Here is an 18,764-nt window from a genome sequence, read left to right on the forward strand (position 1 = left end):
TTGAAGCATCCGAAGCGTGCATTCTTATTTTTGCAAGGCGTTTGCTCACCGTTTTACCCACGCTTAGCCAAGCGCCTGGTGAATGACGGGCATCGCGTTGTAAAGGTCAACTTCAATGCAGGCGATATCGCCTACTGGCAGCGTACCCATGGCGAAAGCCACCTCTTTCGCGGCGCTGAAGACGAGCTACCAGGTTATATCAAAGCACTGTGGCAAAAGTACGCCATTACTGACCAAGTGATGTTTGGTGACCGTCGGCCCATTCATCGCCCCGCGGTCGATAATGCGGCGGCAGCTGGCGTACGTACTCATGTGTTTGAAGAAGGCTACTTTCGCCCCTTCTGGATTACCTTAGAGCGTGAAGGCGTTAATGGCCATTCGCTGTTGCCCCGTGATCCACGCTGGTTTTACGAGACCGGCAAAGCGCTACCCGAACCACCCGCCCCGGTACGCTTTCGATCTTCTTTTAAGATTCGCGCGATGCATGACGTTAGCTATCACTTGGCGGGTCTGGCGAATCCGCTGGTCGCGCCCCGCTATCGCAATCACGCGCCAATTAGCGCACCCGTTGAGTATGCAGGCTACGTCAAGCGCTTCACCCAGCTGAAGTTCTGGAAAAAACGCGACGCCCAGCGTATCAAACAACTGATTGAGAGCGGCCGCCCCTACTTTATGCTGCCGCTGCAATTAAACAGCGACGCCCAGATTCGCTACCACTCACCCTACGCCGATATGCAGGCAGTGATGGAGCATGTTATGGGCTCATTTGCGCAGCATGCACCCAGCGATGCGATGCTGTGCATTAAGAATCATCCGCTGGATATGGGCCTCACCAACTACCCTAAAATCATCCGCCGGCTCGCTGATCACTACGGCTTGCAAGGGCGCATTGTTTACCTGGAGTCTGGCGACCTTAACGCGCTGCTCAAGCACGCCAAAGGCAACGTAACCGTTAACAGTACGGTGGGTATCGTTTCGCTTGAAAAACACTGCCCAACGTTCGCACTAAGCGACCCTATCTACAATCTGACGGGGCTCACCGACCAAGGCAGCCTTGAAGACTTTTGGCAGCAGCCACAGCCGCCTAGCGCAGAGCTGTTTGGCTATTTTCAGAAAACGGTGATGCACGCGGTTCAAATCAATGGCGGCTATTACTGTCAGCCTAGCATTGATTTAGCCGTCGACAACGCCGCGCGGGTGCTAGAAGCCTGCCCGTCGCCGCTGGAGAAACTGCTATGACCGCCCTTCAGAAAACGGCTGAAAACCATCACCACTGCGTGCTGATCACTGGCGCTACCGGCGCCATTGGCGGTGCCCTGGCGCGCGCCTACGCGGCTCCAAATACGCAGCTTATCCTGCACGGACGACAGCAGGATAAACTAGAGGCCCTAGCCGAGATTTGCCGCCACCAGGGTGCCAAGGTCACACTTTCGAACATCAACCTAACCGATGATCATGCTCTAAAGGCGTGGTTGGACGAACTATGCACCAACCAAGTGCCAGATATCGTCATCGCTAACGCGGGCAAAAACACCCATCCCCAAGGAGCCGACATGCTAGAGCCCTGGGGAGAAGTACAAGCGCTGCTAGATCTTAACCTTAAAACGCCTATCGCGATGGCCCAGCATTTAGTACCTGCTATGCAAAATCGTGGCAGCGGTCAGCTGGTCTTTATTAGCTCGCTTGCCGCATGGCACGGCTTGCCCACTACGCCCAGCTACAGCGCTAGTAAAGCAGGCATAAAAGCCTACGGCGAAGGCCTTCGCGGGCTGCTAGCCCCTCACGGCATTGGCGTGACAGTGGTGATGCCCGGCTATGTTACCTCGCCTATGTGTGATGCAATGCCTGGGCCTAAACCCTGGGAATGGCCACCCGAGCGCGCCGCTAAGGCGATTAAACGCGGCATCGCGGCTAATCGATCGCGCATCAGCTTTCCCTTCCCGCTTAACTTTGGCACCTGGTGGCTTGCCGTACTGCCCGCTGGCGTTTCTCAGTGGCTAATTCAACGCCTGGGCTTTAATCATCACGGGGAGACTCCGCATGATTAGTGCGCTGATGTGGCCACTTCTTGTGGGGCTGGTAATGTGCAGCGCTTTTGAAGCTTTGCTCAACCCGCGACCACGCCCATTTTGGCAGCGCAGCATCGCGGTTAATGTCACCCATACCGGCTCTTGGCTGCTGCTCTTTGGACTCTTGGCATTGCTGCTACAACGCCCCTGGTTTGCGGTAGTGGTGGTGCTTTCGCTGCAGTTGGTTGTTATTCAGTCGAGCAATAGCAAATCACGCACGCTTAACGAGCCGTTTATCTGCCACGATTTTGAATACTTTTGGGACGCCATACTGCACCCACGCTTATACGTCCCTTTCTTTGGCGTTGGGCTAGCGATTGCCGCCAGCAGCGCAGGGGCTGTGGCTATTGGCGCTTTTTTCTATTGGGAAACATCGCTTGTCACAAGCGAAGGCGCGAGCCGCTTTTTAATCGGTGCGTTTGAGGTCATTGCTATAGGCGTGCTGCTCCTGTCATTCAGCCTGCCCAAGCAGCCTGCCATCACGTTGCAACCCGTACACGACATGCACCAGCTAGGACTATTTGCTAGCCTCTGGGCCTACGGCGTGGCGCTTATGCGTGCCCCCGTGCCTAAGCCTGAGCAATCGCCCTTTCATGCATTAACAGAAGTAGCGAAAGCGCATCCAACTGAGCAATCACTACCTAATGTGGTATTCATTCAGAGCGAGTCATTCTTTGACCCACGTTCGTGGTGTGACGACGTTGACAGCGGTCTTCTGCATCATTTTGATACCACCCGCGCAAACGCTACGCTTCACGGCCCGCTAAACGTGCCTGCCTGGGGCGCCAATACTGTTCGCACTGAATGCGCTGTGCTAACGGGCATCGCCCCTGAGAAATGGGGCGCGCGCCAATTCAATCCTTACCGTACGTTATCACGTCACACGCTTCCCAGCTTGGCAAGTTCTTTTAAAGCAGCAGGTTACCGTACGGTCTGCGTGCATCCCTATCTGGCAAGCTTCTACTTTCGCCACAAAGTGATACCGCAGATGGGCTTTGACCAATTCGTGGATATCAGTGCATTTGAGAGCAGCGACAAAGCAGGTCAATACATCAGTGACCGAGCGGTGGCACGAAAGATTGGACGCCTGCTTGAAGATGACGATAATAGGCCGCTATTTGTTTTTGTGATCACCATGGAGAATCACGGCCCGCTGCATCTAGAAACGCCCAGTCAAGACACGCTAGCCGCGACGATGCCCGGCGCGCCTTGGCCATTACCGGATCATTTACGCGATCTTGCTGTCTATTTGCACCATCTTGGTGAATCCGACAAGATGCTAGCGAGCGTTAAAAGCACATTAAATACAGCAAATCGGCAGGGGCTGCTAGGCTGGTATGGTGACCATGTGCCCATTCTACCGGAGGCCTATGAATATTTTACGCCGCCGGATAGCCGCACCCCCTACATGATATGGTCAACGCAGGGCCCGGAAGCACAGCACTTGTTAGCAGCAGGCGAACGGTTGGCAAGCGCCAACGAACCTTACGAATTAGCCGCAAACGAACTTGGCGTCCAGTTATTCAAACAAGTGTTTGGACACGATATAAGTAGCGTTATGATCAAGGCAGAACCAGAACCTCAGGAGCAAGAATGACTAAACGCGTTGCCATTATCGGCGCCGCCCATCGTTTCCCCGGCACCACCCCTGAAACGTTCTGGCAGGACCTGCAAGCCGAAAAAGATTTAGTCACTGAAGTGGCAGCCGACCGCTGGAGCCATGAAGCTTTCCAGCACCCTGACAAACGCCACCCCGGCACCAGCGTGACGTTTGCCGCCGGTAGCCTGGGTGATATCAGCGGGTTTGACGCTGAGTTTTTTGGCATTTCGCCTCGCGAAGCGGCCAATATGGATCCTCAGCAGCGCATGCTGTTAGAGCTCGCCTGGGAGGCCATGGAAGATGCCAGCATTACACCCAGCTCCCTGCGCGGTAGCCAGTGCGGGGTATTTTTAGGCGTCGCAAGCTTAGACTATTCCTATCGCATCGCAGACGATATGGCGGCGATTGATGCCTCAACCGCCACTGGCAATACGTCGAGCATTGCATCGAACCGTCTATCATATGTGTTCGATTTACATGGTCCCAGCATGTCGCTGGATACCGCCTGCTCGTCTTCCATGGTGGCCTTTCACCAGGCCTGCCAATCGATTCGCAGTGGTGAAACTAATATGGCGCTGGCAGGCGGCATTAGCCTGCACCTGCACCCTTACGGTTTTATTATTTTCTCCAAAGCCAGCATGCTCTCGCCGACGGGCCGCTGTCAGGTATTCGATGACTCCGGAAATGGCTATGTGCGCTCGGAAGGCGCCGGCATTTTCCTGCTCAAAGAGTATGATCAAGCGGTTGCCGATGGCGACAATATTATGGCCGTTGTGGCAGGTTCTGCGGTCAACACCGACGGTCACAAATCCGGCCTGACCGTCCCTAACCCCAACGCCCAGATTGACTTGATGAAGCGCGCCTATCAGCAGGCGGGCATAGCACCCGATGAGATCGACTACTTAGAAGCTCATGGCACAGGCACCGCGGTGGGCGATCCGATTGAAGCTCGCGCCATTGGCGAGGCGCTCGGTCAGTACCGTAAAACACCGCTACTGATTGGCTCGGTTAAAAGCAACCTTGGCCACCTGGAAACCGCCTCTGGCGTTGCTGGGTTAGCAAAAGCGCTTTATAGCATTCAGCACCGTGAAGTACCGGCCACCATTGGGATTCGCAAACTCAATTCGCGCATCAAATTTGATGAGTGGAATCTGTCGGTGGTTACCAAGGGCCAAGCGCTAAAAAAACAGGGCCGCCTGGTTATTGGCATTAACTCTTTCGGTTTTGGCGGGGCCAATGCCCACGTTATTTTAGAAAGCCCACCTGAGCGAACTCAGCCAACGCCACAAACACCCGGCGCACGACTACCCATTCGCCTTAGCGCGCGTAGCGAAGCCGCGCTCACACAAAGCGCCGATGCGCTGGCCAGCTATTTGCGCGAAAACGGCTCTACGCCGCTGTACGATATCGCCCATACGCTGTTTAACCGCCGCGACCAGCATAGCCATGGCGCCCTGTTTTTTGCTCAGACGTCAGAAGAAGCGGCTATCGCTCTGAGTAAATTTGCAGCGGGTGAAACCAAAAGCACTACGCTACTTACGCGCTTATCCAACGCGGCGGGGCCAGTTTTTGTTTACGACGGCAACGGCTGCCAGTGGGAAACCATGGGGCGCGACCTGCTACAGGATTCACAGGTCTTCGCTGAGGCGATAGGCCGTGTTGATGCATTATTTCAGCAGTACGGTGATTTCTCTTTACGCGCCGAGCTTGAAGGTCGCAATACTGAAAACCCGCAGGCCCAAGCCCCGGCTGAACAAGACCGTTTTACGCTGACTGAGATAGCCCAGCCTGCCCTATTTGCGCTGCAGGTAGCGCTCACAGAGTGGCTTCGCCATCAAGGCATTACGCCCACCGCGGTTTTCGGCCATAGCGTCGGTGAAGTTGCCGCCGCCTGGGCCAGCGGCGCGCTAAGTCTGGAAGATGCGGTCAAAGTCATTTACTTCCGTAGCGACTATCAAGGTAAAACTCGCGGCCAAGGCGTCATGACCGCCGTCGCTATCAGCGCCGACGACATTGCTGAATGGCTGGCAAAGCCGGGGTTCGATAACGTGTGCTTGGCCGGCATTAATAGCCCGAAAGGCATTACGTTGGCAGGCGACAGCGCACAGCTAGGCGCATTGGAAGCGGCCCTGAGCGACAAGAGTATCTTCGCTAAGCGTTTGCCACTGGATTACGCCTTCCATAGCCCGGCGATGGATAGCATTGAAGCTGGCGTCATTCATGCACTGGCCGACATAGCCCCGCAGGCCACGCAAATTCCCTACTATTCCACCGTGACCGGCACACTAATTGATGGTCGTGATCTAGATGCCATCTACTGGTGGAAAAATATCCGTGAACCGGTGCTGTTTGACGATGCTGCCAGCGCATTGATTCAGCAAGGCCATAACGTGTTTATCGAGATCGGCGCACATCCTATCTTGTGGCGTTATCTCAACGACTCTCTGCGCCAGTTAGAATGCCCGGGCCTCGTTTTTGGCACCATTGAGCGCCATAAGTCAGGGCTTGACGGATTACAGCGCTGCTTAAGCCAGCTGCTGCTAAGCGGCCTTGCTCTAGACAGCAACTTTTTCCCCGTTGAGGGTAAGCGCGTACCGTTACCGCGCTATGCCTGGCAACGTGAGCATCACTGGGTGCAAAGCACCAGCGACAGCCAAGGCCTGCTCGGCCGTTATTATCAGCACCCACTGTTGGGCTACTCGCTTTCTCAGCATGAACACACGTGGGAAAGCCAGCTCGACACCCAGCGCCAGCCCTGGCTTGCAGACCACGTCGTTGGCGAAGGGGCAGTCTTCCCCGGCGCCGGGTTTGTCGAGCTCATGCTCGCGGCAGCGCTGCAGCTAAAAGATACTCCGCTGCTGGATATAGAAGAGCTAGAAATTCGCGCCCCGCTGCTGCTAGACGGCACTCATGGTCGCACCATGCGCCTTGCCTATCTGCCCGAAGACGGTCGCCTAGAAATTCACTCGCGCGAACCAGCTACCAGCAGTGAATGGCAGTTGAATGCCGTGGCACGCACAATGCGTGAGAGCCGTGGCTTCCTGCTTAATCGCAAAGCACCTGCGCTCCCCAGTCGCGCGCCGGACTACACGCTAAACGATCATCTGCAAATGGCCGAGCGCATTGGCCTTCACTACGGCCCTTCTTTTCAAGCCATTTCACGCGGATGGATTGAAGGCGATGCGGTCATCGGCGAAATTGCCCTGTCGGAGGCGGTTCAAGCGCAGCTCACCACGCTGCACGTACACCCTGGCATTCTGGACAGCGCCTTTCAAATGTTTATACCGCTGCTCGCGCAGCACAGCGAATTTGCCGCACAGCTGGCCTTTGTGCCGGTACGCGTTGGGCGCATTCAGGTAAATACCCAGGCAGGCGCGCCCGTATTAGCCCGTGCGGTGATGGGCAAGCGTGCACCGCACTCGTTTACCGCTGATTTTGAGCTGTATGACGCGGCCGGGAACGCTGTTGCCGTACTGAGCAAAACTCGCTTTAAAGCAATTCGCCTCAACCGCGCCCATCATCAGCACTTTAGCTATCTTGATATTGAGCTTACGCCAGCGCCACTTCAGGCCAAACCGCTGACATTACCAGCCGAAGCACTGGCGCAACTGGCCAATATCGTCAGTATTTACACTGAACGAACCGGCCAGCGCTATGGCAATGAAGTAGCGCCGTTGCTTGATAGCCTGAGCGATGCGTTTGCCCAGCAAAGCCTAGCTCAAGAAACAGGTCAAGAAACGTCGCAAGAAGCAGATCAAGCACAGCATTCGCCAGACGTTATCTGGCAACTGCTGGTGCAAGACTACCCGGACTACTTTGCCCCGATCCACCTCGTAGGCCGTTTAGGACTACATCAAAATGCACTGCGCAGCGGCACTAGCGACTTAGACTCTTTAGGCATTAGCCATGACCACTTAGCGCGCTTAAATCGTGTTCTAGTGGGTGAAAGCGGTTGGCAAGCCATCGCGGGCGAGCTGGGGCAGCTGGTAGATGCACTGTTAGCGTCCCTACCCGCCGGGCAGCGTCTGCAGCTTCTGGAAGCCGGCCCTAGTGCGCCCGCGCTGGGCGAGCGTTTGCTGGAACGCAGCAGGCACGCGGCCAATAGCGACCTCAGCCATTATCGTGTGATTACCACCCACGACACCGCCCGTCATCAGGCAGAGCAGCTGCAAGAACGCTTCCCGCTGATGGACGTACAGCACCTGAGTCAAGAAGGTTTTTCCTCGCTTACTGAGCCCGCTTGCGCTGAAAAAGCACAGCTGGCATTCGTCAGCGTCAATGTCACTCAGCCCGCAGCCACGCGCCAGTTAATTGAAGCGCTACCCGCACAGCTTGCCCCTGGTGCCCAGTTAATGCTTATTGGCATTTCTCCCAGCCGCTGGCTTGATGATCTGCTGGCCACACCGGATATTGATCAAACCGCGCTGGAACAAGATACGTTGATCGGCTGGCTAAACGATCAAGGCTTTGTCGTTTCTGCGCCTATGGCACTAGAAGAAAGCGGCAGCGGTGCTTATCTTCTGCATGCGCATTATCCCGAAAAATCAGTTGAAACAATTTCCAATGCACGCTCACGTCGCCACTTAGTGGTCGCTGATTCAGCTAGCGAAACAGTCGCTGCAAGCTTGGTTGAAACACTGCAGCAGTTGGGCGCGTCTGCCCTGCTCAGCATCAGCCAAAACGTGCCTGCTGCGCTATTGGCCGATGCGCTGTCCGAACCAATGTTAGCTAATCATAGTGACCTAACGCTTAATGTGATCGATTTACGTGGGCTAGGCGCTAGCAGCACAGCCGAGCAAACTGCACGCTGCGAGCACGCCTTGCAGTGGACGCTGGCATTAGAGCAGCAGTCGCTCGCGGCCTCGCTATGGCTGGTCACCCGAGGCCTTAGCTCGCTTTGGCAATGCGCTAGCCACACACCAGATGATCACGATGCGCCCGGTGATGCTGTGCTATGGGGCTTTGGCCGCTCGCTTGCCAATGAAGCCGTAGGGCACAGCGTTTATCTGCTGGATATACCGGCGGCCATTAGCGTGCCGGCTCTTGATACATGGGCGAAGCTACTCAGCCAGCCCGATAGCGAAAACGAAGCGCTGATCGATAGCCAAGGCCACCGCTTTGCCACACGGCTACGTACGCTACCTGCGCCGCAGCCTGAAACGGCAACCTCAAGCGAGCAGCCCCGCCAGGCGATGACGCTGGGCTTTGCTATGCCCGGCCAGCTACGCCAGCTAGCATGGCGCCCGCGCCCTCTGCCGGCAGCCAGTGCTGACGAAGTGGAAATTCGCGTTAAAGCCACTGGGCTGAACTTTCGCGATGTCATGTATACCCTGGGACTGCTTTCTGATGAAGCGATTGAAAACGGCTTTGCCGGGCCAACGCTAGGCCTTGAGTTTTCGGGCGTGGTTGAAGCCGTGGGCAGCAACGTGACGCACGTGACACCGGGGCAAGCCGTAGTGGGCTTCGGCCCGGCCAGTTTCAGTGACTGCGTCATCGCTAGCCAGCATGCCATTGCGCCATTACCGGAAGGCATTAGCTTTGCCGCCGCGGCCACCATTCCCACCACTTTCTTCACTGTCTATTACGCACTCAAGCATTTGGCCCGGGTAGAGCCAGGCGAAAAGGTACTGATTCACGGCGCAGCAGGCGGTGTGGGCATCGCGGCTATACAAATCGCTCAGTGGCTGGGAGCGGAAATTTACGCCACGGTCGGCTCTGACGAAAAACGTGATTTTCTGCGTCTGATGGGCATCGAGCGGCTTTACGATTCACGCTCGCTCACCTTCGCAGAAGAGATTCTCGAAGATACCCAGGGCGAAGGTGTTGACGTAGTGCTTAACTCGCTAGCCGGGGAAGCAATCAATCAGAACCTACGCGCGCTGCGCCCGTTTGGTCGCTTTTTAGAACTAGGTAAGCGCGACTTCTATGAAAATACTCACATTGGCCTGCGCCCTTTCCGCAACAACCTGAGCTACTTCGGCATCGATTCGGACCAGCTCATGAAGGTACAGCCTGCGCTCACCCAGCGCCTGTTTGGCGAAATGATGGCACTGTTCAATGACGGCACGCTGAGCCCTCTGCCGTTTACCTCGTTCAGCCACAGCCAGGTGATCGACGCCTTCCGCTATATGCAGCAGGCGCGTCAGATTGGCAAAGTGGTGGTGACTTACGAACAGCCCATTGCGCCGCCCAAGCACGACTTATTAGGCACGGCGACGATGGCGCTCCCAGAACAGGCCAGCTACTTAGTGACGGGCGGCCTCGGCGGCTTTGGCTTAAAAACGGCTCAGTGGCTGGTAGCAAAAGGCGCACGGCAGCTGATTCTGCTTAGCCGCAGCGGCCCCGCCACAGAAGAAGCTCAAGCAGCTATCGCGGCGTTTGAGCAGCAAGGGGTGAAAGTACTCGCCTTGGCCTGCGACATTACCGATCGCTCCGCACTGGCAACGGTACTTGAGCGGGCGAAAAGCGAGCTCGCACCTTTGCGCGGTATTGTTCACGCCGCCACGGTGATTGACGATGGCTTGATCCGCAACTTAGATGCCGAACGGATCCAGAAAGTATTAGCACCCAAAATCGACGGCGCCCGTCATTTAGATGCATTGACTCGCGAGGCGGCGCTGGACTTCTTCATTCTCTATTCTTCTGCCACTACGCTATTCGGCAACCCTGGCCAAGCCAACTACGTGGCGGCTAACCACTGGCTAGAAGGCTTTGCGGCTAATCGCCGCGCGGAAGGGTTGCCGGCAACCTGTGTACGCTGGGGCGCGATTGACGATGTCGGCTTTTTGGCCCGCAACACCCGCACTCGGGATGCGCTGCAAGAACGCCTAGGCGGTTCGGCGCTGCATTCAGATGATGCGCTTAACGTGCTCGAACAAATGCTGTTAACGCCAGGGCCAAGCCTGGGCGTGCTAGAGCTTGAGTGGGGTGCGCTTGCTCGCTTCCTGCCAACAGCTGAGGCGCCTCGCTTTAACGAAATTGCCCGCGCCAGTGACGACGACAGCAGCGTGGACGCAGACGATGACATCAGCGCCCTGCTGGCCGACCTTTCCCCTGAGGAGCTGCACAGCACGGTAACGGAGCTACTGCGCACCGAATTGGCCAGCATTTTACTGATTGATGAAGACAAGCTCGATATTCATCGCTCGGTTTACGACATGGGCTTTGACTCGCTGATGGGCGTTGAGCTAATGACGGCCATTGAGAACCGTTTGGGCGTCCAGGTGTCAGTCATGGTGCTCAGTGAAGCATCGACATTGGATAAATTGGCGGGTGTGTTGATTCAAAAAATGCATCAGCACGACGACGTTGACGACGACTCGCAGAACGCGATTGCTTCGCTGGCTGCACAGCACGGCACGGAGGGTTTTGGCAGTGAAAAATTGACTGCTGAGCCTGCGCCCGCGACATCATCATCGACAACCGAGACATCATGACCGCTAAGCGCTCTGACCTGAAACAACAGCTTCTCGAACAAGCACGCAGGCGTTCCACGTCGCGTACTAGTAATGCCCCTTCATCTGAGAAAGGGGCCGAGCAGCGCTCGGTGCCCGAGCGTTTCACACGCTTTGATGCCCAGCCTGGCTATCAGCAAATCGCTATGATGCGTCAAGCTGCAGAGCAGCTGGGACTGATCGATCCGTTCTTTAAAGTGCATGAAGGCACCGCAGGAGCGACCAGCGTCATCAATGGACATACCTGCATTAACTTTGCAAGCTACAACTATCTTGGCTTCTCCGGCGACCCGCGCATTAACCAGGCCGCCTGCGATGCCGTCGCCCGCTACGGCACATCGGTTTCTGCCAGCCGCGTGGTGTCCGGCGAGCGGCCCATCCATCAAGAATTGGAACAGGCCCTTGCTAAGGCGTATGACGTTGAAGATGCCGTTGCCTTTGTCAGCGGCCACGCGACCAATGTGTCAACGCTAGGCTATCTGCTTGGCCCTAAAGACCTGGTACTTCACGACGAATATATTCACAACAGCTCGTTAGTCGGCGCACAGCTATCAGGCGCCAAACGCATGTCGTTTAGCCATAACGACCCTGCAGCGCTGGAAGCCCTGCTAGCCCGTCACCGGCATCAGTTTGAACGTGTTCTAGTGGTGATTGAAGGGCTATACAGCATGGATGGCGATATCCCTGAGCTACCCCGCTTTATCGAACTTAAGCAACGCTACCAAGCATGGCTCATGGTTGATGAAGCACATTCTTTTGGCGTGATGGGTGACACCGGCCTGGGGCTACGCGAATACTTTGATATCGACTCGCGGGACGTGGATATCTGGATGGGCACCATGAGTAAATCCATGGCAGGCTGCGGAGGCTATATTGCCGGCAGCAAACCGCTGGTCGAAATGCTTCGCTACCTTGCGCCAGGTTTTCTCTACAGCGTTGGGATGCCTGCCCAGGTGGCAGCGCCTTCATTGATGGCACTGGAGCTCCTTCAGCAGGAGCCGGAACGCGTACAGCGACTTCACAGCATTTCGCGCTACTTCCTTGAGCAGGCAACAGCACGCGGGCTGGATACGGGTAAAAGCATCGGTGCGGCGGTCGTACCGGTGATTATTGGCAGCTCTGCCGCCGCCGCTCGGCTTTCCCACGGGTTACTAGCCGAACACATTAACGTACAACCGATTTTGCATCCGGCGGTTCCTGAAAAAAGCGCACGGCTACGTTTTTTCCTTTCATGTGATCACACTCGGTCGCAGGTTGATCAAACGCTAGATGCACTCGCCAAGCTGCTGCCCTAATAAATCAGCACGTTAAGGCTAAGGATGATCGTATGGACGTTGACGAAAGCGCGGAAAACATAGTCTCTGAAAGCATAGTCTCTGAAAACCTGGTCTCTGAAAACCGGGCCTCTGAAAACCTAGCCTCCGCCTGGTATGTTATTCAGTGTAAAGGAGGTGAGTCATTTCGCGCCGCGGAGCACCTCGCTAACCAAGGTTATGAGGTGTTCCATCCGGTGCTGAATGCTCAACGCAAACGTCAAGGCAAGCTAACCACTGTCGTTGAGCCTCTGTTTCCTTATTACCTGTTTATCTGCTTAGACCAGATAGTCAGCAACTGGCGACCCATTCGCTCCACCCGTGGTGTTCTTCGGCTGCTAACCTTCGGCGACAAGCCAGTGTCTGTGCCCGCATCGCTGGTCGAAACGTTACGTGCACAGCCACATCGTCAGGAAGGCATTCATAGCTACTTCTGCGCCGGTGAAAAAGTTACTATCACCGACGGCCCGTTTAAAGACTTAGAAGCTATCTTCTCACGCTGCAAAGGCGAAGAGCGCGCCATCGTTTTACTCAATGTTTTGCAGCGCCCTCAGCACATCGAACTGCCTGTGGGCAGCTTAGGCAAATCCTAGCGCGCCTAGCGATGAAACTGCTTTTCGCGCTCAGGCTGCCAAACGATGGCATCGATACGCAGGCGCACTTCGGTGTTATTAGGTAATGGCCACTCGATGACACTGCCGACCTTGAGGCCAATTAACGCTGCGCCGATGGGGGCCATCACTGAAATTCCATCAGCCACACTGTCCAGCAAGTGTGGGTACACTAAGGTGCGAACCATGCTGCGCTCCCTAGACAAATCGGTAAAACGCACCTGGCTATTCATACTGACAACATCGTCAGGAATTTCTTGAGGATCGATAACTTCCCCACGAGACAACTCTTCTTCAAGTAGTTCCGCCACCATCAAGTCCTTGTCAGATGCATTATCAATTAGGCGCTGAAGGCGCTCGGCATCAAGACGGTTAATGGTAATAGGAGGACGCTGCCCCATGCTTACTCTCCTTAGAAAGCAACAAAATCAAAAAAATTAATTTGTTTTGAAGATGAATTAACGGTATGAAAACCTACCAACAAAAACAGCCCTCCCCCAGAAGGGAAGGACTGTATATCATCAGTATAGGCGATTCACATGATAAAGGCGATTAGGTGACGCCCTGCTCGATCATGGCATCAGCGACTTTTCGGAAGCCCGCTATATTAGCCCCTAGGACTAAATTGGTCGGCTCACCAAACTCTTCCGCAGTGGTAGCGCACTGCTGATAAATATCACTCATGATCTGCTGGAGCTTTTGATCGACTTTTTCCATCGGCCAACGCTCCATGCTGCTATTTTGAGCCATTTCTAGCTGGCTCGTAGCAACACCACCGGCATTAGCCGCCTTGCCCGGGCCATAGTCAATCTTCGCTTCCAAGAAGAGGTCTACCGCCTCTGTAGTAGAGGGCATGTTGGCCCCTTCACTCACACAGCGCACGCCGTTGGCTAGCATTACCCGCGCATCGGTTGCCGTTAGCTCGTTTTGAGTGGCGGAAGGGAAAGCCACATCACCTTGAAGATGCCATACGGCATGACCAGCGTCAGGATAATCACGCACGGAAATATAGTGCGCATCAGGCCGCTCATTGACATACGCTTCTAAAGAAACCCGCTTAACTTCTTTAAGCTCCTTCAGCAAATCAAGGTCAATACCGTCGGGGTCATGAATAGTCCCCTGAGAGTCGCTGCACGTGATTGGCTTGGCGCCTAGCTCGTAGAGTTTCTCGATGGTATAGATAGCGACATTGCCTGCCCCAGACACCAAGCAGGTTTTGCCACTTAGCGTTTCATCTCGCGCCGCCAGCATATTCTGGGCAAAGTAGACGGCGCCATAGCCCGTCGCTTCTTTGCGGCCAAGCGAGCCGCCCCAGCTAAGCCCTTTACCCGTTAGCACGCCTTCATAACGGCCTGTCAGGCGTTTGTATTGGCCAAAAAGGTAACCTATCTCACGTGTTCCCACGCCGATATCACCAGCAGGAACATCGCTATTAGGACCTATATGCCGATACAGCTCCGACATGAAAGACTGGCAAAACCGCATAATCTCATTATCGGACTTACCTTTGGGGTCAAAATCGGAGCCCCCTTTTCCCCCACCGATGGGCAAACCCGTCAGAGCGTTCTTGAAGATTTGCTCAAACCCCAAAAATTTGATGGTGCCCGAAGTAACGCTAGGGTGAAAGCGCAAGCCGCCTTTATAGGGCCCAAGCGCAGAGTTGAACTGGACGCGGTAGCCTTTATTAACCTTGACCTGACCAGCATCGTTTAACCAGCTAACGCGAAACATCACCTGGCGTTCCGGCTCAACTATTCGCTCGATAATACTGTGATCAAGATAGTGCGGAGAGCGTTCAAACAGCGGCCGCAGGCACTCAAGCACTTCTTCTGTGGCTTGATAAAATTCTGATTGGGCAGGGCTGCTTTTGGCAAGCCGAGTAAGCGTGTCGTGAACGTAAGGCATAGAGCGACATACCCTTGCAGTTTCAAAAATCAGTGGGCTGGCCAGAGCGTTGTCGTATTTAACTGCGGGCGCGTCTTCCTGCATACCCTATGCCGGTTTGGTATAACGTGTTTATGCGCAAAATTAAGACCAAAGTCTATAATATTTTGCACAAAGCTGGTGCGCAGGATAAATCAAATAAACCTTTTTTAAACGAAGAGCAGTGAAATTAAAGGCTTTCAATAATCTTCTGTTAGTCATTGGCGCTGCCTAAAAGGCAGCGCCAATGTGTGTGGCAAGAGGCCTATACGTCGTAACCTGCTTCTCGAGCGAGAACAGTATTCGCTTTCAACCAGCCCTCAATGTGACCGCAATCAAAGGTGCGGCCGGTCATGCGGAAAGCCTGCACTGAATGCCCCTCCTGCATTAAACGGTCAATCGCATCGGTCAGTTGGATCTCGTTACCGGCACCGGGTGACTGGTCACTCAATAGCTCCATCACACGGAAAGGCAACACGTAGCGCCCAATGACAGACAGGCGCGAAGGCGCTTCTTCTGGCTTAGGCTTTTCAACCACGCCACGCATATCAGCGCTTTCACCAGCATTCGGTTCGCTGCCGCCACAGTCCACAATGCCGTAGCGATACACTTCATTCTCCGGCACGGCTTCCACCATGATTTGCGCGGCGCTGTTCGCATCCCAACGCATCACCATGTCACCAAGATCACAGCGAGCATCACCCGCCTGTGGCTTGACCAGCACATCGGGCAGAATCACAGCGAAAGGCTCGTTCTGGCTTAATAAATGAGCTGCGCAAAACACCGCATGCCCAAGGCCTTTTGCATTAGGCTGACGCACGCTGGTGATTTTTAACTGCGGTGGCGCGATGGCTGCCAATACTTCCAGCAACGCATCTTTACCTTTGCTAGCCAGTGAGTCTTCAAGCTCGGCATGCGCATCGAAGTGATCTTCAATGGCGGACTTTCCGGATCGCGTTACCAGGATAATCTCATTAATACCCGCCGCCAGCGCCTCTTCCACCACATGCTGAATCAAGGGGCGGTCGACTACCGGCACCATCTCTTTGGGAATTGCCTTACTGATCGGCAATAAACGGGTACCAAAACCTGCCACGGGAATAATCGCTTTACGCACCTGCGTCATTTATAGCCTCCTTGATTAAATTACAAGTTACTTGATTCGTGAACTAGTCGAATGCCTTGCTGATACCATTTATTGGGTTACCCAGCGATAACACGCTATTCAACCATGCGAAAAGCAAGGAGCGTCAGAAAATGCCAGCCCGTCAGCATCCTTACCTGATAGTGTTGGCAGCTTACCATCCGCTAGCGGCCAATTAATCGCTAAGTCAGCATCTTGCCAATGCACGGATACCTCATCACCCGGCGCGTAATAATCCGTACACTTGTACTGAAACTCAGCTTCATTGCTGGTGACGTAGAAGCCATGCGCAAAGCCAGGAGGAATCCACAGCATATGTTTGTTTTCTGCGCTTAGCAGCACTCCTACCCATTGGCCAAATGTAGATGAGTTTGTGCGCATATCGACTGCAACATCAAACACTTCGCCACTAATTACGCGCACCAATTTTCCCTGGGGCTTCTGATATTGGTAGTGCAAACCCCGTAATATACCCTGCACAGATTTACTATGATTGTCTTGCACAAACTGATAGTTGCCACAGTTAGTTTCAAATTCACTTTGGCGAAAGGTTTCCATAAAGAAACCGCGCTCGTCGCCGAAAACTTGCGGCGTGAGCAGAACCACATCAGAGATGGCGAGCTTCTCGTACTTCATTATTAAACCGTCAATGGTGAATAGTGAGTTATGAGTGTCGAGGGATGGTAGCCATTGACTTACTTCTCGCCCGGCACTGTGTGCTTTTTACCTTTCAAAAGGCGCTGGAGATATTGACCATACTGGGTTTTGGCAAGGGGTGCTGCGAGCAAACCTAGGTGGTCGTCGTCAATCCAGCCCTGCTGCCAAGCAATCTCTTCCAGGCATGCAATTTTAAGCCCTTGCCGATGTTCAATCGTCTGAACGTACTGGCTGGCCTCAAGAAGACTGTCATGAGTGCCTGTATCTAACCAAGCAAAGCCACGCCCTAAGCGTTCTACGCGAAGACGGCCCTGCTTTAAATAGGCATTATTAACACTGGTAATTTCTAGTTCACCGCGCTCGGAGGGCTTCACAGCCTTGGCAATTTCCACAACGTCATTATCGTAAAAGTAGAGCCCGGTAACAGCATAGGTAGATTTTGGCTTTTGAGGCTTCTCTTCAATGGATATGGCTTTACCCGTCTCATCAAATTCAACGACCCCGAAGCGTTCAGGATCCTTCACCAAATAGCCAAATACTGTCGCTCCCTTCGCATGACCACTGGCACGCCTTAACTGATCAGAGAAGTGCTGGCCGTGAAAAATATTATCGCCAAGCACTAAGCAAACAGAGCTATCACCGATAAATTCCTCACCAAGAATAAATGCTTGGGCCAATCCATCGGGGCTAGGCTGCTCAAGGTACTCAATGCTCAACCCAAAATCTTCACCGCTACCCAGTAAATTTTTATACTGAGGAAGGTCTTCAGGCGTGGAAATAACCAGAATTTCTCTGATGCCAGCCAGCATCAGCACCGATATCGGGTAGTAAATCATCGGTTTGTCATAAATTGGCAGCAGCTGTTTGGAAACACCCCGTGTAATGGGATGTAGCCGTGTACCAGAGCCACCCGCAAGAATAATGCCCTTCCTATATGCAGCGTTATGATTAATGGGAGAGGTGTTCATGGGCTAATTATCCGTCAGTATTAAGGTGTGAAAGATAAAGCGGGACTGATGAAGTTGAAGTAAGTTGCTTGTGATGCTCACTATTCACTTCTCATAAAGCTCTTTCAGCGTTAGCGATAGCTGGCTTTGCCAAGTGGGCATGGTGATGCCCAGTGCAGCTTCGAGTTTACCAAGCGCCATGCGTGAATTGAGCGGGCGCTGTGCTGGTGTAGGATAAGCTGCCGTGGCTATACTCGCTACGCGCTCAGACTTAATAGCCAGCTTTTTACCTAATAAAAGAGCATGCTCAAAAATTTCGCATGCAAATCCATGCCAGCTTGTCTCGCCTTGCGGAGACAGATGGTAAATGCCGGTTGGGATGCCAATAACGGGTGGCGAGTGGTGAGTAATTAAGGCAAGACGCGTTATCTGAGCAATAAGGCGCGCAGGAGTCGGTGCACCGACTTGATCATTGACGATGCTCAGGCCCTCGCGCTCGCAACCCAGGCGCAGCATTGTTTTCATAAAATTGTTACCGCGGGCAGCGTAAACCCAGCTAGTGCGAAAAATCAAGCAGCTTGCACCACTTTGACTAACCGCTTGGTCACCTTCTAGCTTGGTTTGGCCATAAACGCTTAACGGTGCGGTAGAACTATCTTCCCGCCAAGGAATAACACCATCCCCTGGATAGACGTAGTCGGTTGAGTAATGCACTAACGGGATATCGTGTTTAGCAGCATATCCAGCAAGCTGTTTCGGTAGCTTAGCATTAAGACATTTGGCGAGCGCAGGTTCACTTTCGGCTTTATCGACCGCTGTGTAAGCAGCAGCGTTAAGAATTAGCTCGGGTCTGTGCTCGTTTAAGTAGGCATCCACTGCATGGGCATTAGTTAAATCAAGCTCATATCGTGTCGGTGCCAGAATAGGACCGAAGAGCGAGAACTCACGCTGAAGTTCAAAGCCGACCTGGCCGCTGCCGCCGGTTATTAAGATAGCCATAGAAACCTTATTGCTAAATGTGAGGGCGTCTTGCTAAGCAAGCTTCC

12 protein-coding genes are annotated in these 18,764 nt (G+C 54.1%); 6 read left to right on the forward strand and 6 right to left on the reverse strand.

Features of this window, described 5'->3' with window-relative positions; genetic code table 11:
- Genes CIK78_RS13710 through rfaH form a run of 6 tightly spaced genes read left to right on the forward strand, consistent with a single transcriptional unit; the run spans window position 1 to window position 13,029 of the window.
- Window positions 1–1,239, forward strand: a complete 1,239-nt coding sequence (locus tag CIK78_RS13710; protein ID WP_096281118.1) for a capsular biosynthesis protein — start codon at window positions 1–3, stop codon at window positions 1,237–1,239.
- Window positions 1,236–2,048: an SDR family NAD(P)-dependent oxidoreductase gene (locus CIK78_RS13715; RefSeq protein ID WP_096281120.1), complete on the forward strand. Its 813-nt coding sequence runs from the start codon at window positions 1,236–1,238 to the stop codon at window positions 2,046–2,048. Before CIK78_RS13710 ends, CIK78_RS13715 begins: the two co-directional genes overlap by 4 nt.
- A complete protein-coding gene (locus tag CIK78_RS13720) occupies window positions 2,041–3,666 on the forward strand; it encodes an LTA synthase family protein (protein WP_096281122.1) in 1,626 nt (541 codons plus the stop codon). Before CIK78_RS13715 ends, CIK78_RS13720 begins: the two co-directional genes overlap by 8 nt.
- Complete coding sequence (locus CIK78_RS13725) at window positions 3,663–11,105, forward strand: type I polyketide synthase (protein WP_096281124.1); 7,443 nt, start codon at window positions 3,663–3,665, stop codon at window positions 11,103–11,105. Before CIK78_RS13720 ends, CIK78_RS13725 begins: the two co-directional genes overlap by 4 nt.
- Window positions 11,102–12,418 carry an aminotransferase class I/II-fold pyridoxal phosphate-dependent enzyme gene (locus CIK78_RS13730; protein ID WP_096281127.1) on the forward strand — a complete coding sequence of 439 codons (1,317 nt, stop codon included), beginning with the start codon at window positions 11,102–11,104 and terminating at the stop codon, window positions 12,416–12,418. Before CIK78_RS13725 ends, CIK78_RS13730 begins: the two co-directional genes overlap by 4 nt.
- A gap of 32 nt (window positions 12,419–12,450) precedes the next feature.
- Window positions 12,451–13,029 (forward strand): transcription/translation regulatory transformer protein RfaH, encoded by a 579-nt coding sequence (gene rfaH / locus CIK78_RS13735; RefSeq protein ID WP_096281129.1) that lies wholly within the window; start codon window positions 12,451–12,453, stop codon window positions 13,027–13,029.
- 5 nt (window positions 13,030–13,034) lie between these two features.
- Here rfaH and rnk read toward each other — a convergent pair whose 3' ends face one another.
- From rnk to rfbD, 6 genes are all read right to left on the reverse strand, one after another.
- A complete protein-coding gene (gene rnk, locus CIK78_RS13740) occupies window positions 13,035–13,448 on the reverse strand; it encodes a nucleoside diphosphate kinase regulator (RefSeq protein ID WP_096281131.1) in 414 nt (137 codons plus the stop codon).
- 151 nt (window positions 13,449–13,599) lie between these two features.
- Complete coding sequence (gene gdhA, locus CIK78_RS13745; RefSeq protein WP_096282390.1) at window positions 13,600–14,952, reverse strand: NADP-specific glutamate dehydrogenase; 1,353 nt, start codon at window positions 14,950–14,952, stop codon at window positions 13,600–13,602.
- A gap of 283 nt (window positions 14,953–15,235) precedes the next feature.
- Window positions 15,236–16,096 carry a UTP--glucose-1-phosphate uridylyltransferase gene (locus CIK78_RS13750; protein WP_096281133.1) on the reverse strand — a complete coding sequence of 287 codons (861 nt, stop codon included), beginning with the start codon at window positions 16,094–16,096 and terminating at the stop codon, window positions 15,236–15,238.
- Between the two features lie 99 nt (window positions 16,097–16,195).
- The gene (gene rfbC / locus CIK78_RS13755) at window positions 16,196–16,750 is read right to left on the reverse strand and encodes a dTDP-4-dehydrorhamnose 3,5-epimerase (protein WP_096281135.1); all 555 of its coding nucleotides are present in this window, start codon (window positions 16,748–16,750) and stop codon (window positions 16,196–16,198) included.
- 59 nt (window positions 16,751–16,809) lie between these two features.
- Window positions 16,810–17,739, reverse strand: coding sequence for a glucose-1-phosphate thymidylyltransferase RfbA (rfbA, locus tag CIK78_RS13760; RefSeq protein ID WP_096281137.1), 930 nt, complete (start codon window positions 17,737–17,739; stop codon window positions 16,810–16,812).
- 84 nt (window positions 17,740–17,823) lie between these two features.
- Complete coding sequence (rfbD, locus tag CIK78_RS13765; RefSeq protein ID WP_096281139.1) at window positions 17,824–18,717, reverse strand: dTDP-4-dehydrorhamnose reductase; 894 nt, start codon at window positions 18,715–18,717, stop codon at window positions 17,824–17,826.
- Between the last annotated feature and the right edge of the window lie 47 nt (window positions 18,718–18,764).

Origin of the sequence: Halomonas sp. JB37, from assembly GCF_002332255.1 — a bacterium.
Classification (GTDB): domain Bacteria; phylum Pseudomonadota; class Gammaproteobacteria; order Pseudomonadales; family Halomonadaceae; genus Vreelandella; species Vreelandella casei.